The organism is Kocuria sp. CPCC 205260 (genome assembly GCF_040981045.1).
GTDB classification, from domain to species: domain Bacteria; phylum Actinomycetota; class Actinomycetes; order Actinomycetales; family Micrococcaceae; genus Kocuria; species Kocuria palustris.
In genome coordinates, this window is record NZ_JAVKPT010000003.1 from 1 (window position 1) to 13,405 (window position 13,405).

The window sequence follows — 13,405 nt, forward strand, 5'->3', positions numbered from 1 at the left end:
GAGAAAACGAACCCATACGAAAAAAGCCTGAGCCGCGACATCGTCTGTCAACGATGTCGCGACTCAGGACACATGGTCGGGATGACAGGATTTGAACCTGCGACCTCCTCGTCCCGAACGAGGCGCGCTACCAAGCTGCGCCACATCCCGATTGCGCCGACTCGCGTCGCGCGCAACCCGACCAGTGTAAGGGCATCCGCGGGGGGATGGGAAATCCGTTCCTCGCAGCCCGTGCCGCTCAGGAGCTGGCGAGCAGGAAGGCCTCGCGCATCCGCTGGACGTCGGGCTCCAGTCCGGTGAAGTGGCGGAAGGCGTCGACGGCCTGGAAGACCGCCATGCGGCCGCCGTCGAGGGTGCGGCAGCCGCGCTGGGCGGCCTCCTCGAGCAGCTGCGTGCGCAGCGGCATGTAGACGATCTCCGCGACCCACTGCCGCGGGCTGAGCAGGCCGGTGTCGAAGGAGGTCCCGGGGTGGGCGGGCATGCCCATGGGGGTCGCGTTGACGACGCCGTCGCATGCCTGCAGTGCGGGCTCGAGCTGATCCTGGGGCAGCGCCTCTGCCGCCTGGCGGCCGGCCCCACGATTGAGCGAATCCACGAGCTCCTGGGCCCGCACGGGGTCCAGGTCGCTGACCAGAAGGCGGTGCACGCCCATCCCGACCAGGGCCGAGGCCACCGACGTCCCCGCGCCGCCCGTGCCGATCTGCACGACCGTCCCGGTCTCGGCATCCGGCAGGCCCTCCAGGAATCCGCTGCGGAACCCGGAGACGTCGGTGTTGTGCCCGATCAGCGCCCCGTCGTCTCGGATCACGACGGTGTTGGCGGCGCCCAGCCGGCGCACGTCGTCGTCGATCTCGTCGAGCAGCTCGACGACGGCGCGCTTGTGCGGGTGAGTGATGTTCAGCCCGTCGAAGCCCAGGTCCCGGGCCGCGTGCAGGATCTCCACCAGCGGTCGGCCCTTCAGCCCCGAGCGCAGCGTGTCCAGGCGCCGGTAGACGGTGGGGCGACCCTGGGCGAGGCCCTCGGCCTCGTGCATGGGGGGAGTGCGGGACAGGGCGATGTCGTCGCCGATCAGCCCCAGCAGCAGCGAGCGCTCGCTCATGCGTCTGCGCCCCGTCCGTAGCGGGTCATCAGCAGGTCCACGGCGTAGAGATAGCCCTGCGCCCCGGCGCCGGCGATCACGGCATCGGCGATCGGCGAGAGGAAGGACACGTGGCGGAAGTCCTCGCGGGCGTGCGGGTTGGAGAGGTGGACCTCGATCGTGGGCAGCTCGGAGGCCTTGACGGCGTCGTGGAGGCTGACCGAGGTGTGGGTGAGCCCGGCGGCGTTGAGCACGCAGCCCACATGGCTCCCGCGGGCCTGCTGGAGGGCGTCGATCAGCTCGCCCTCGTGGTTGGACTGGCGGAAGTCGCTCAGCGCGCCCAGCTCCTGGGCGCGCTGAGCGACCAGGGCCTCGATATCAGCCAGGGTCTGGCTGCCGTAGATCTCGGGCTCGCGCGTGCCGAGCATGTTCAGGTTGGGGCCGTTGAGGACCAGGATGCGCGGACGGGTCATGGTGCGTCTCCTCTCGGGGCCGCCGCGGCGGCCGGGATCTGGGATCGGGGATGGGAGCGTAGAAGGTCGGGCGAGCTCAGCGGGGCCGCGGCGGCAGCACGGCTGCGAGCTGATCGGCGGCCTCTCGCAGCAGCGGCAGCTGATCCTGCAGGTCCTCCCGGGTGCTGCGGAAGATGGGGGCGGCCAGGCACAGGGCGGCGATCAGTCCCCCGGCGGGGTCCAGGACCGGCACGGCGACGGCGGCCATGCCGTCGTCGTGCTCCTCCGACTGCGAAGCGAAGCCCTGCCGCCGCGTCTGCGCCACGAGCTCTCGCAGTCGATCGCGCTCGGTCAGGGTGCTCTCGGTCCGAGCCGGCAGGGGGATCGACTCGAGCAGGTGGTCGCGCTCGGCGGCGGGGGCGAAGGCGAGCAGGGCGCGGCCGATCGCCGAGGAGTGCAGGGTGCCCTGATCGCCCGGGTCCGTGGTGACCCGGAACTCCGGGCCGTCGATCTTGGCTGTGGTGAGGAAGCGCTGCCCGTGCAGCACGGCCAGCAGGCAGCTCTCCCGGGTGGTCTCGACCAGTCCCTGCAGCACCGGTGCCGCCGAGGCGTCGAAGCCCCGGGCGTGAGCGACCTTCTGCCCGAGCTGGAACACGGGCAGGCCCAGGCGGTAGCGCTTGTCCTGGGGGGAGTGCTCCGCGAAGCCGGTGGCCACCAGGGTGCGCAGCAGGCGGTAGGCGGTGGAGAAGTGGTGCCCCGAGGCGTCGGCGAGCTCGTGGGCGGTCGCGCCGTCCGGATGCTCGCCGAGCAGGCTCAGCATGTCCAGGGCCTTGCCCACCGTGCCGGTGCTCTGGGTGCTCACGCGCATCTCCCTCTGGGTTCTGCTTGACAGGCGCTGTTGTGTGGATCACAGTGAATCTATCACTATTCGGAAGTCATTTCCAATATATGGAAATCAACCGCGCGGGGCATCTGTCCCGCAGGACCCGGCGCGCGTCGATCAGCTCGCCGCCCATGCCCGCCATCGTGAGGAACTGCCATGACCACTGCCTCGGCTGCTGAGCAGCCCGCCGCCTCGCCCTCCGGCAAGACTCCGCGCAAGGCCGCGCTGTCCAGCTGGGTGGGCTCCGCCCTGGAGTACTACGACTTCGCCGTCTACGGCACCGCCGCCGCACTCGTGCTCAACCACCTGTTCTTCCCCGCGGACACCAGCCCGGGGGCTGCGATCCTGTTCTCCATGGCCACCGTGGGCGTCGCCTACGTGGTCCGTCCGCTGGGCGCCCTGATCATGGGCCCGCTGGGGGATCGCATGGGTCGTCAGTTCGTGCTGATGCTCACCCTGTTCCTGATGGGCGGGGCCACCTTCGCCGTCGGCCTGCTGCCGACCTATGAGCAGGCCGGCCTGATGGCCCCGATCCTGCTGACCCTGTGCCGCGTCATCCAGGGCCTCTCCGCCGCCGGCGAGCAGGCCAGCGCGATCTCGGTCTCGCTCGAGCACGCCGATGACGACCACCGCGCCTTCACCTCCAGCTGGACGCTGCAGGGCACCCAGGCCGGCACGCTGCTGGCCACCGCCGTGTTCATCCCCTTCACGCTGATCCTCACCGAGGAGCAGCTGATGAGCTGGGGCTGGCGCGTCCCGTTCTTCGTCTAGGCCCTGGTCGTCGTGACCGCCTGGGTCATCCGCCGCACCCTGGAGGAGCCGCCCAAGTTCCACGAGGTCTCCGAGCAGCTCGAGAGCGGCCCCACCAAGGCGCCGAACCCGCTGGGCATCCTGTTCCGCTACCACAAGGCGGCCGTGGCTCGTGTGGCCCTGGCTGCCATGGTCAACACCGTCAACATGGTCTTCACGGTCTGGTCGGTCTCCTTCGCGACCTCCGTGGTGGGACTGAAACGCTCCACGATGCTGCTGGTGCCCGTGGTGGTCAACGCCGTCGCGCTGCTGGCGATCCCGCTGGCGGCCCTGCTCGCGGACCGGATCGGGCGCAAGCCGGTGTTCATCGCCGGGGCGATCGGCGCGGCGGCATGCATGTACGGCTACCTCGGTGCCGTCCACAGCGGCAGCTGGCCGCTGATCTTCCTGCTCGGCATCCTGATGTCCGGCTGCTTCTACTCGCTGGCCAACGGCGTGTGGCCGTCGTTCTACGCCGAGATGTTCCCCACCGCGGTGCGCGTCTCCGGCCTGTCCCTGGGCACCCAGATCGGCTTCGCGGTCTCGGGCGGCGTGGCTCCGGCGCTGTCGGCCTACCTGGCCGGTGAGACCGGCGACAACTGGATGGGCGTGGCCATGTTCGTGACCCTCATGTGCCTCATCTCGGCAGGTGCCGCGCTGACCGCCACCGAGACGGGCCACCGCACGCTCGACAGCCTGGACGACCTGCACACCACCCGCACCGAGGCCATCGATCTCAAGACCATCGAGGCCGCGCAGGAGCGCAAGGCGCAGAAGGAGGCAGCCGGCCGATGAGGACGTCGATCGCCACCGTGTGCCTGTCCGGAACGCTCGCCGAGAAGATGCGCGCCGCCGCGGATGCGGGCTTCGACGGGATCGAGATCTTCGAGCAGGATCTCGTCGTCTCCCCGCACACGCCGGCCCAGATCAGGAGGCGCGCCGCCGAGCTGGGGCTGAGCCTCGATCTCTACCAGCCCTTCCGGGATCTGGACGGGGTCGAGGAGGACGTCTTCCGGGACGGCCTGCGGCGCCTGGAGGCCAAGCTGGGCGTGGCCCAGGAGCTGGGCATCGACACCATGCTGCTGTGCACCAATGTGGGCACGGCCACGGTCGACGACGACGGCCACTGCGCGGACCAGCTGCGCCGGGCGGGGGATCTGGCTGCGGAGTACGGCATCAGGCTGGCCTACGAGGCCCTGGCGTGGGGCCGGTTCGTCAACGACTTCGAGCATGCTGCTCGGATCGTGCGGATGGCCGATCACCCGAACGTGGGAACCTGTCTGGACAGCTTCCACATCCTCTCCCGCGGCTGGGATCCGGCGCCGATCGAGGACCTGGATGCGCAGACCGTGCTGTTCGTCCAGCTCGCGGACGCTCCGCTGCTGAGCATGGACGTGCTGTCCTGGTCGCGGCACCATCGGGTGTTCCCGGGGCAGGGCGGCTTCGACCTGGTCGATTTCATGGTGCACCTGCACCGCTGCGGCTACGACGGCCCGGTGTCCCTGGAGATCTTCAACGACTCCTTCCGCCAGGCCGACGTGGCGCGCACCGCCGTGGACGGGCTGCGGTCGCTGCGCTGGCTCGAGGACCGCACCTTGGCCCGCCTCGTCGAGCTGGGGGAGGCCGATCCCGGCGACGTCCTCGTCCAGGGCCGGGAGGAGGCCATCGGCACCGCCGACGGCGCGGGCCGCGGTGACGAGTCGGGCCCGACTGGTGCGGGCCCCCTGGAGCTGCGCGCACTTCCCCCGGCGGTCCAGCCAGAGGACTGGGGTTTCGTGGAGCTGCGCACGGGCAGGCTGGGGGAGACCTCTCGCGTGCTGCATCAGCTCGGCTTCGCGCTGGGCGGCCATCACCGCAGCAAGGAGGGCGTGCAGCTGTGGACCCAGGGCGAGGCCCGCGTGGTCGTCGCCGACCTGGGCCCCACCGGACAGGGCGCGGGACTGGCGGGGCTGGCCTTCGAGGTCCCGGACATCGAGGCCGCAGACGCCCGTGCTCACCTCCTGGGGGCGCGCAGGGTCGAGCGCAGCCGGCGATCGGATGAGCAGGACCTGCGCGGCGTGTTCGCCCCCGACGGCACGGAGATCTTCTTCTGCCCGCAGGAGGAGGGGCAGGTGCCGAGCTGGGCGCTCGAGTTCGGGCTGGAGGCCTCGCAGGGCCCGGCGCAGCAGGGACCGGGCATCACGGGGATCGACCACGTGAACACCGCCCAACCCTGGCAGCACCGCGACGAGGCCGTGCTGTTCTTCACCGCGCTGCTCGGCCTGCAGGCCCAGGATCCCCAGGACGTCCCGGGGCCGGCGGGTCTCGTGCGCAGCCAGGTCATGCGCTCGAGCGACGACGCGATCCGGATGCCGCTGAACGTGGCTCCGGAGGACGCCGAGCAGTCCGCCTCCATGGGCGCCGTGTATCCCGAGCACGTGGCCTTCGCCTGCCGGGACATCGAGGGCGTGGCCCGCAGGGCCGCGCAGCGAGGGCTGGACAGGCTCCCCGTGCCGGCGAACTACTACGCCGACCTGCAGGCGCGCTTCGGGCTGGACGACGACCGCGTGGCCGAGCTGCGCGAGCTCGGGCTGCTCTACGACCGCGACGACAGCGGGGAGCTGCTGCACTTCTACACCGGGACCCTCGGCGGGGTCTTCTTCGAGGTGCTCGAGCGCCTCGGGGGCTACCGCGGGTACGGAGCGGCGGATGCTCCCGTGCGCCTGGCCGCCCAGTACCGGCGCCTGCGCGATGCAGCACGCGGCATCCCGCGCTGAGGCACGGCACCTTTCGAGGCGGCCACCCCGAGACGACGGCCCCGGGCCGCGATTCCCGAAGGATCGCGACCCGGGGCCGTCGGGCGTTGCGGGACGACGTTCGCTCAGGCGCGCGCCGTCAGGGTCATGAGGACGGCCTCGGGGCGGCAGAACAGCCTCACCGGAGCGAAGCGAGATTCGCCGAGTCCGGCCGAGATCCCCACGGGCACGCCCTTCTGCTCCGTCATGCCCTTGCAGCGCTCGGGCTCGATATCGCAGTTGGAGACCAGTGCCCGGCCGCCGGGCAGGCAGACCTGCCCGCCGTGGGTGTGCCCGGCCAGGATCAGGTCCGCGCCGTCGTCGGCGAAGCGCTCGAGGGTGCGGATGTAGGGGGCATGGGCCAGGCCCAGGCGCAGCACGGGCTCCTCGGCCGGAACCGCGTCTGCGGTCCGAGCCGATCCGGAGGCATGTGCGGCGCCGGCCGGCAGGCTGAAGCCCGGGTGGCGGTCGAAGTGCAGGTGGGGGTCGTCGACGCCCGAGACGTCGAGCAGCTGCCCGCCGATGCGCACCGTGCGGGAGCGGTTGACCATCCCGAGCCAGCCAGCGTCCTCGAAGGCCCGGTGCATCTGCTGCCAGGGCAGCAGCTGCAGCTGGGTGCGGTCGTCGTCCTGCGAGGTGCGCTTCCAGAGGTAGCGCGCGGGATTCTTGAAGGCCGGGGCGAAGTAGCAGTTGGAGCCCGGGACGAAGAGGCCGGGCAGGCGCAGCAGGGGCTCGAGGATCTCGAGCAGGTACGGCAGCGCCTGCATGTGCGAGAGGTTGTCGCCGGTGTCGATCACGAGATCCGGCTCGAGCTCGGCCAGACCGTGCACGAAGCGCTTCTTGGCCTCCTGGCCCGGAACCGTGTGCAGGTCCGAGATGTGCAGCAGGCGCAGATCCCGCGAGCCGGGTGCCAGCACTGGCAGGGTCTCGTGGCGGACGCGGAAGCGGCGGCGCTCGCCGAGCACGGCCCATGCGCCGACGGCCAGGCCGGAGGCCGCGACAGCGGCACCGGTCCGGCCGAAGGTCCTCACCCAGGAAGCGCTCAAGGGATCACGCAGCCGGGGCGGTGGTGGCGGTGCCGCCGCCTGCGGTCCCGCTGGCAGTCCCTCCGCTGTCGCCCGTCGCCGTGCCGCCGCTGCTCGAGCCGGAGTCGCTGCTCGAGTCGGAGTCGCTGTTCGAGTCGGAGCCGCTGCCTCTGGTCAGGTCCGACGGGGCCGAGGGGAACTCCTCCGTGCTGTAGTCCGGCGCGATCTCCTCCATGTACTTCTGCCACTGCTCACCGGCGTAGGAGGCGCCGTCGACCCAGTCGTCGGGATCCGAGGTCTCGGAGGCGGGTGTCTCGCCGCCGATCGAGACGTCGTTGAGGGAACGGCTGCCCTCGGCGTAGCTGCCGACCCACGAGGCCGTGGACAGGCCCTGCGTATAGCCCAGCAGCCACGTCTGCGTGGAGTTGTCCGTGGTGCCGGTCTTGGCCGCCGAGGCGTCCGGCAGCCCGATGCCGAGCTCGTAGCCGGACCCGCGCACGAGGACCTGCTCGAGCACGTGGTTCACCGTCCGCGCCTCGTCCTCGCTGATCTGGCGCTGACAGGTGCTCTCCGGGACCGCGTATTCCGTGCCGTCGGCACCGGTGACGCTGTTCAGCGCCCGGGGCTCGCAGCGCACGCCGTCGTTGGCGAAGGTCGCGTAGGTGGTGGCCATGGTCAGCGGGGAGACGTTGTCCGCGGAGCCGCCCAGCAGCGCCGACAGCTTCGTGGTGTCGATCGGCAGCCCGGTCTGGCCGTTGTGCAGGCCCATGTCGGCGGTGAGCTCTCCGATGCGGCACAGATCCAGCTCATCGGCCATGGCATAGAGCGCCGTATTGATCGAGTTGTAGAGCCCGAACTCCACGGACATCTTCCGCTCGTAGCCCTCGGTGGCGTTCTGGAACGAGAAGCCCTCTCCGTCATTGCCGGGCTCGAAGATCGACCCGCCCTCCACGCAGGAGGCCTCCCAGGCGTGGTCCGCCGGATAGCTGGTGCGGGAGGCGTCGATCTGCTCGCCCACCGACTTGCCGGCATCGATCCAGGCCAGCAGCACCATGGGCTTGAAGGTCGAGCCCACCTGGTAGCCGCCGGTGCCTGCCTGCAGGGTGTCCGTGTTGAAGTTGTAGACCGTGTTCTGGTGGTCCTCTTCCTCCGCTGAGGAGTAGTTCGAGTTCTGCGCCATGGCCACGATGTTCCCGGAGTCCGGCTCGACCGACACGATCGAGGAGCCCACGGAGTCCGGGTTGTCGTCGGCCGGCTGCGTGGCCTCGACCTGCTCCTGGGCCACGGACTGGGCCTTCGGATCCAGGGTGGTCACGATCTTCAGCCCGCCGCGCTGGAGGTTGTTCAGGCGGTCGTCCGGGGTCTCGCCGAACTCGGGCGAGGTGAGGATCTCGTTCTCCACGTACGTGCAGAAGTAGGGGGCGTCCTCGGAGGCGGTGCAGCCCTGGTTCTCCGGGTGCAGATCCAGGTCCAGCGGGGCCGCGACGGCGGCGTCGTACTGCTCCTGGGAGATCTTGCCCTCATCGAGCATGGTCCACAGCACCGTGTTGCGGCGGTCGATGGACTGCTCCGGGTTGGTCGCGGGGTTGTAGTACTCCGGGGACTGCACGAGCCCCGCCAGGGTGGCCGACTGCTGGAGGTTCAGCTCCGAGGCGCTGATGCCCCAGTAGTAGTTGGCAGCGGTCTCCACGCCGTAGTTGCGCGGGCCGAACAGCACCATGTTCAGGTAGCCCTCGAGGATCTCCTCCTTGGGCACCTCGTTCTCCATGGAGACCGCGAGCTTCATCTCCTGGATCTTGTCCGCGTAGCCCTTGTTGGCGCCCAGCGTGGAGGCCTCGTCGCCGGCGCGGACGTCGCGGTCGATGATGAGGTTGTTGACGTACTGCTGGGTCAGCGTGGAGGCGCCCTGACGGCCCTCGGAGTTGGTCAGGTTGTTCGCGATCGCGCGGAAGATGCCCGTGACCGAGACGCCGCCGTGCGTGTAGAAGTCGCGGTCCTCGACCGAGACGATCGCATCCTGCATGTACGGGGAGATGTCGTCGAGCTCGACCGGTGTGCGGTTCTCCGCGTAGAACGTGGCCAGCTCGGTCTCCCCGTCACGCGCGTACGCGGTCGAGGAGCGGGAGATGGGGCCGTTGGAGAGGTCCTCGGGGAGGTCCTTCATCCACGCGACCGAGCCGTTGGCGGCGAGGCCCGCCGCAGCGGCCGAGGGCAGGACGAGGGCCGCGACGACGCCTCCGGCCAGGATGCTGGCGAGGAGGAAGGCGATGACGCGACCGACGGCAGACGTCCCCTGCGGGGCACCGGGGGAGCTCGGAGATGAAGCCATTCGGTCATGGTACAAGCGAAGCCTGGCAGCGGCGGGCGGCGCGCGATGAGGCCTGCGCCACGGGCCCAGGCACTAGGATCGGGGTCATGACCACCTGGGAATACATGACCGCGCCCATCATGATCCACGCGACCAAGCAGATCCTCGACAACTTCGGCTCGGAGGGCTGGGAGCTGGTGGCGATCCTGCCCGGCCAGCAGCAGGCCTCCACGCCGGACGCTGCCGTGAACGCTCCGCAGCAGACCAACCCGATCGCCTACTTCAAGCGCCCCAAGGAGGCCTGATCATGTCCGCAGCGGCATCCGCAGGACGCGTCGAGGCCCGCATGGCCGAACTCGGCCTGGCCCTGCCCGAGGTCCCCGCCCCGGCCGGCACCTACGTCCCGGCCCTGATCGACGGCACCCACGTCTGGACCTCCGGGCAGCTGCCGTTCGTCGACGGCGCCCTGCCGAGCACCGGCAAGGTCGGGCTCGGCGGGGGCCTGGTCGCCCCGGAGCTGGCCCAGCAGCTGGCCGCCACCTGCGTGCTCAACGCGCTTGCGGCGATCAAGGGCCAGATCGGCGACCTCGATCGCATCAACCGCGTGGTGAAGCTCGTGGGCTTCGTGTCCTCCGACCCGTCCTTCACCGAGCAGCCCGGCGTGATCAACGGAGCCTCGGATCTGCTGGGCGAGCTGCTCGGCCAGGCCGGAGTGCACGCCCGCTCGGCCGTCGGCGTGGCGGTCCTGCCCAAGGACTCCCCGGTCGAGCTCGAGCTCGTTGTCGAATTCGCCTGAGCCCCTCGAGGCTCCCACCGGGCCGTCCGGCCGCGCTCCTCAGGAGGAGCCGGCCGGGCGGCCCTCGTCGTACCCGCCGGGGCTCGAGCAGCGGCGCCCGGACTCGATCGCCCCGGTGCGCCGCTTCCCGCTGCTGCCGGAGTACCGGGCGGCGGCCGAGCTCTGGCTGGATCCAGAGCAGGACACTGCTCCGGTCACGCCGCTGGACGCGGCCTGCACCGTGCTGCTGCGCGACAGCCCCCAGGGCGTGCAGACCTACCTCTGCGCCCACGAGCTGCGCTCGCCGTTCGGATCGGTGGCCTTTCCCGGCGGGAGGGTGACCGGCGCCGACGACGACCCCGTGCCCTGGTCCGGGCCCACGAGCAAGCAGTGGGCCGGCCTGCTGCAGGAGGACGTCGGCGATGCCCGCCGCGCCGTGATGGCCGCCGCACGCACCCTGTTCGTGAGCACCGGCGTGCTGCTGGCGGGTCGACGCAGCGATTCCACGATCACCATGACCGGCGGGCACGACTGGATGTCCGTGCGGGAGGACGTCGCTGCCGGGGAGTCCAGCATGGCCGAGCTGCTCCACGAGCGCCGGCTGGTGCTGCGCACCGAGCTGCTGCGGCCCATGGCCCGGTGGGTGACCGCCGAGTTCGTGCACCGCCGCTTCGACCTGCGCTGCTTCCTGGTGATCCTGCCGGAGCGGCAGGAGCCCTCGCCGCTGCGCTCCCGCGATCGTCCCGGCGCCTGGGTCTCCCCGGAGCAGATCCTGCGGGCCCGGGAGACCGACACCGGGTTCGCGGAGGCCGCGCGCTCCGGCGATCCGGGGCTCACGGCCCGGGAGGCGCTGGCGGGGGCCGAGCCGCATGCCGACCTGCACCGGCTGCTGACCCCGTTCACCCTGCTGCTGCTCGAGGACCTGGCCGGAGCCGGCTGCGCGATCGCCGCCGCTGCCCACCGGCCCCACCTGGCTCCCCGCATGGCCCGGCTCGACCGCGACGAAGACGGCAGGCTGTGCTTCGCCGTCGACCGCCGCAGCGGAGTGCGCCGCAGCCGCTGACCCGTGGAAGCCGCCTGCTCGCTGCTCAGCTGCGCCTCAGCGCCGCGATCACGGATCCCACGGCGGGCCCTTCCGCGCAGATGAGTGGAGGCCGCGACCCGGTGGGTCGCGGCCTCCTCTTCATCGCTCCTGCCGGTCTGCTCGCCGATGCGGTCCGGGGCAGAGCCGGCGGTGCGTCAGCGGGAGCGCTGCTGCAGGCGCGGCGTGTCCAGGATGACGACGGCGCGGGCCTCCAGGCGGATCCAGCCGCGCTGGACGAACTCGGCCAGGGCCTTGTTCACGGTCTCGCGCGAGGCGCCGACCAGCTGGGCCAGCTCCTCCTGGGTCAGCTCGTGGGCCACGAGCACGCCGTCGGGGGTCTGGCGGCCGAAGCGCTCGGCGAGGTCCAGCAGGGCCTTGGCCACTCGGCCGGGGACGTCGGAGAAGACCAGGTCGGCCAGGTTCTCGTTCGTGCGGCGCAGGCGACGGGCCAGGGCCTGCAGCAGCTGCTGCGAGACCGCGGGGTTGCGCTCGAGGACCTTCATGAGGTTCTCGTGGTTGAGCCCGGCCAGCTGGGTCTCGGAGACCGCGGTGGCGGCGGTCGAGCGGGGGGAGGGGTCGAACAGGGCCATCTCGCCGAAGACCTCGCCGGGGCCCATGACCGCGACCAGGTTCTCGCGGCCGTCGCTGGCCGTGCGGCCCAGCTTCACCTTGCCGGAGATGATGAAGTACAGGCGATCGCCCTGATCGCCCTCGTGGAACAGGGTGGCCCCGCGCGGGAGATCGACCTCGGTGATCTCGTCGGTGAGCGCGGCGAAGGCCTCGTCGTCAAGAGACGCGAAGAGGGGGGCCCGGCGCAGGACCTCGGTATCCATGGTGCTCCTCGAAAGGTGGTAGCTGATCTCGGTGCCGACTTGCTGTGACGCATTCGACACTCCTGTCCCCACTGTAATGCGAGATACTCCGATTCCCAACGGGCCGGACATGATCAGACCGCCTCAGCGCGTCTATGCGCCGGGGCGAGCCGCCCCGTCGACGGGTCGGCACGAGCGCGGAGGAGGCGGCGATGACCTGGAGCCTGATGGACCTGATCATCGTGCTTCTCCTCGTGCTGGGGATGCTCCACGGCCTGGTGCGCGGGATCGGGCGCACACTCGGCGGCATCGTCGGGCTGCTGCTCGGAGGTGCCCTGGCCCTGTGGCTGATCCCCCTGATCCCGCTGGAGACCGGAGGGACCTCGGTGCGGCTGCTGGTGCTGGGCGGGCTGGTCGTGCTCGGGATGCTCGGAGGGCACGCTCTCGGCGAGGCCCTGCTCGGGCGGATCGCCGGGATGCCGTCCCAGCGGGACTCGCGGGCCGCGGCGGTGCTCGACGCCCTCGGCGGCGCGCTGCTCAGCACGGCGGCGGCAGCGCTCGTCGTGCTCGCGGCAGTCTCCACCCTGGCCAGCGGGCCGGCCCCGGCCCTGGGCGCCCACGCCGAGCGCTCGCCCATGATGCGCGCGATCGACGGCTCCGTGCCCCGGAGCCTCACGAGTCTGCTCGAGCAGACCCAGCACAGAGTGGCCGGAAGCGCCGCCGCGCGTGAGCTCGACACGCTGCTCTTCGCCCCGGCCTCCCCGCCGGAGGGAGAGGTCGAGGACCCGGAGATCCTCGCGGCGGCCGATTCGGTCGTCCAGGTGGTCGGCTTCGCCCCGCAGTGCTCGACGCGCCAGAGCGGTTCGGGCTTCGCTGCCGCCGAGGGCCAGGTGGTCACCAACGCCCACGTGGTGGCGGGCACCGACACCGTGTTCGTCCACGACGCCCAGGGGCGGCGGCACGAGGCCCGGGTGGTCCTCTTCCGTCCCGAGGAGGATCTGGCCGTGCTGGACGTCGCGAGCCTCGCGGTCCCGGCGCTGCCGATCGGCGGCGCCCCGGCGCAGGGCACCCTGGGGGCCTTCATCGGCCACCCCGGCGGCGGGCCGCTGACGATCGGCCCGGCCGAGGTCCAGGGCACGGCGCTGACCTCCATGAGCTCGATCGACGACGGGGTCTCCGCCGCACCCGTCGAGGTCCTGCAGTTCGCCGGCGACGTCCAGCAGGGCAATTCGGGCGGGCCCCTGGTGGATGAGGACGGGGCGGTGATCGGCGTGGTGTTCGCCCGCTCGTCGTCCGGACCCGCCGGCTTCGCGGTGAGCACCGAGCAGCTCGACGCCGCGCTGTCCGCGGCGGACGGGGCCGAGCAGGCCGTCTCCACGCAGGACTGCGAGCCCGCCGCGGCCGGCTGAGATCGCCCGTCGCGCC

Annotated in this window: 11 protein-coding genes, 1 tRNA gene and 1 pseudogene; 6 read left to right on the top strand and 7 right to left on the bottom strand. The window is 71.2% G+C overall.

The genetic code is table 11. The features are described 5' to 3' along the window. Window positions 1–73: 73 nt before the first annotated feature. The 4 genes from RF645_RS07160 to RF645_RS07175 form a co-directional block, all read right to left on the bottom strand. Window positions 74–150: transfer RNA gene (locus RF645_RS07160), tRNA-Pro, on the bottom strand. 88 nt (window positions 151–238) lie between these two features. Further along, window positions 239–1,099, bottom strand: coding sequence for a shikimate dehydrogenase (locus RF645_RS07165; RefSeq protein ID WP_058871879.1), 861 nt, complete (start codon window positions 1,097–1,099; stop codon window positions 239–241). Beyond that, window positions 1,096–1,551 (bottom strand): type II 3-dehydroquinate dehydratase, encoded by a 456-nt coding sequence (gene aroQ / locus RF645_RS07170; RefSeq protein ID WP_058871878.1) that lies wholly within the window; start codon window positions 1,549–1,551, stop codon window positions 1,096–1,098. The genes RF645_RS07165 and aroQ overlap by 4 nt, the downstream gene beginning before the upstream one ends. 76 nt (window positions 1,552–1,627) lie before the next feature. Then, the gene (locus RF645_RS07175; RefSeq protein WP_058871907.1) at window positions 1,628–2,392 is read right to left on the bottom strand and encodes an IclR family transcriptional regulator; all 765 of its coding nucleotides are present in this window, start codon (window positions 2,390–2,392) and stop codon (window positions 1,628–1,630) included. Between the two features lie 177 nt (window positions 2,393–2,569). Between RF645_RS07175 and RF645_RS07180 the strand changes: the two are divergent. Further along, window positions 2,570–3,997 (top strand): annotated as a pseudogene (locus RF645_RS07180) (MFS transporter). Then, window positions 3,994–5,958 (top strand): bifunctional sugar phosphate isomerase/epimerase/4-hydroxyphenylpyruvate dioxygenase family protein, encoded by a 1,965-nt coding sequence (locus RF645_RS07185; RefSeq protein ID WP_058871877.1) that lies wholly within the window; start codon window positions 3,994–3,996, stop codon window positions 5,956–5,958. The pseudogene RF645_RS07180 and the gene RF645_RS07185 overlap by 4 nt, the downstream one beginning before the upstream one ends. Window positions 5,959–6,062: 104 nt before the next feature. Here RF645_RS07185 and RF645_RS07190 read toward each other — a convergent pair whose 3' ends face one another. Both RF645_RS07190 and RF645_RS07195 read right to left on the bottom strand, forming a co-directional pair. Next, window positions 6,063–7,022, bottom strand: coding sequence for a metallophosphoesterase (locus tag RF645_RS07190; protein ID WP_235586809.1), 960 nt, complete (start codon window positions 7,020–7,022; stop codon window positions 6,063–6,065). A 4-nt stretch (window positions 7,023–7,026) separates the two neighbouring features. After that, entirely contained in the window at window positions 7,027–9,330 is a 2,304-nt protein-coding gene (locus tag RF645_RS07195) for a transglycosylase domain-containing protein (RefSeq protein WP_368818862.1), read from the bottom strand. A gap of 86 nt (window positions 9,331–9,416) precedes the next feature. Between RF645_RS07195 and RF645_RS07200 the strand changes: the two genes are divergently transcribed. The 3 genes from RF645_RS07200 to RF645_RS07210 are packed head-to-tail and all read left to right on the top strand — an operon-like array spanning window position 9,417 to window position 11,147. Continuing rightward, window positions 9,417–9,614: a hypothetical protein gene (locus tag RF645_RS07200; protein WP_006213800.1), complete on the top strand. Its 198-nt coding sequence runs from the start codon at window positions 9,417–9,419 to the stop codon at window positions 9,612–9,614. A 2-nt stretch (window positions 9,615–9,616) separates the two neighbouring features. Continuing rightward, on the top strand, window positions 9,617–10,105 hold the full coding sequence (locus tag RF645_RS07205) for a RidA family protein (RefSeq protein WP_368818863.1): 489 nt from the start codon (window positions 9,617–9,619) through the stop codon (window positions 10,103–10,105). Next, on the top strand, window positions 10,089–11,147 hold the full coding sequence (locus tag RF645_RS07210) for a hypothetical protein (protein ID WP_368818864.1): 1,059 nt from the start codon (window positions 10,089–10,091) through the stop codon (window positions 11,145–11,147). The genes RF645_RS07205 and RF645_RS07210 overlap by 17 nt, the downstream gene beginning before the upstream one ends. 176 nt (window positions 11,148–11,323) lie before the next feature. Here the strand turns inward: RF645_RS07210 and RF645_RS07215 are convergent, their stop codons facing one another. Then, window positions 11,324–12,001 carry a Crp/Fnr family transcriptional regulator gene (locus tag RF645_RS07215; RefSeq protein WP_006213795.1) on the bottom strand — a complete coding sequence of 226 codons (678 nt, stop codon included), beginning with the start codon at window positions 11,999–12,001 and terminating at the stop codon, window positions 11,324–11,326. Between the two features lie 191 nt (window positions 12,002–12,192). Here RF645_RS07215 and RF645_RS07220 point away from each other — a divergent pair, with 191 nt between their 5' ends. After that, the gene (locus RF645_RS07220) at window positions 12,193–13,389 is read left to right on the top strand and encodes a MarP family serine protease (protein ID WP_368818865.1); all 1,197 of its coding nucleotides are present in this window, start codon (window positions 12,193–12,195) and stop codon (window positions 13,387–13,389) included. Window positions 13,390–13,405 lie beyond the last annotated feature (16 nt).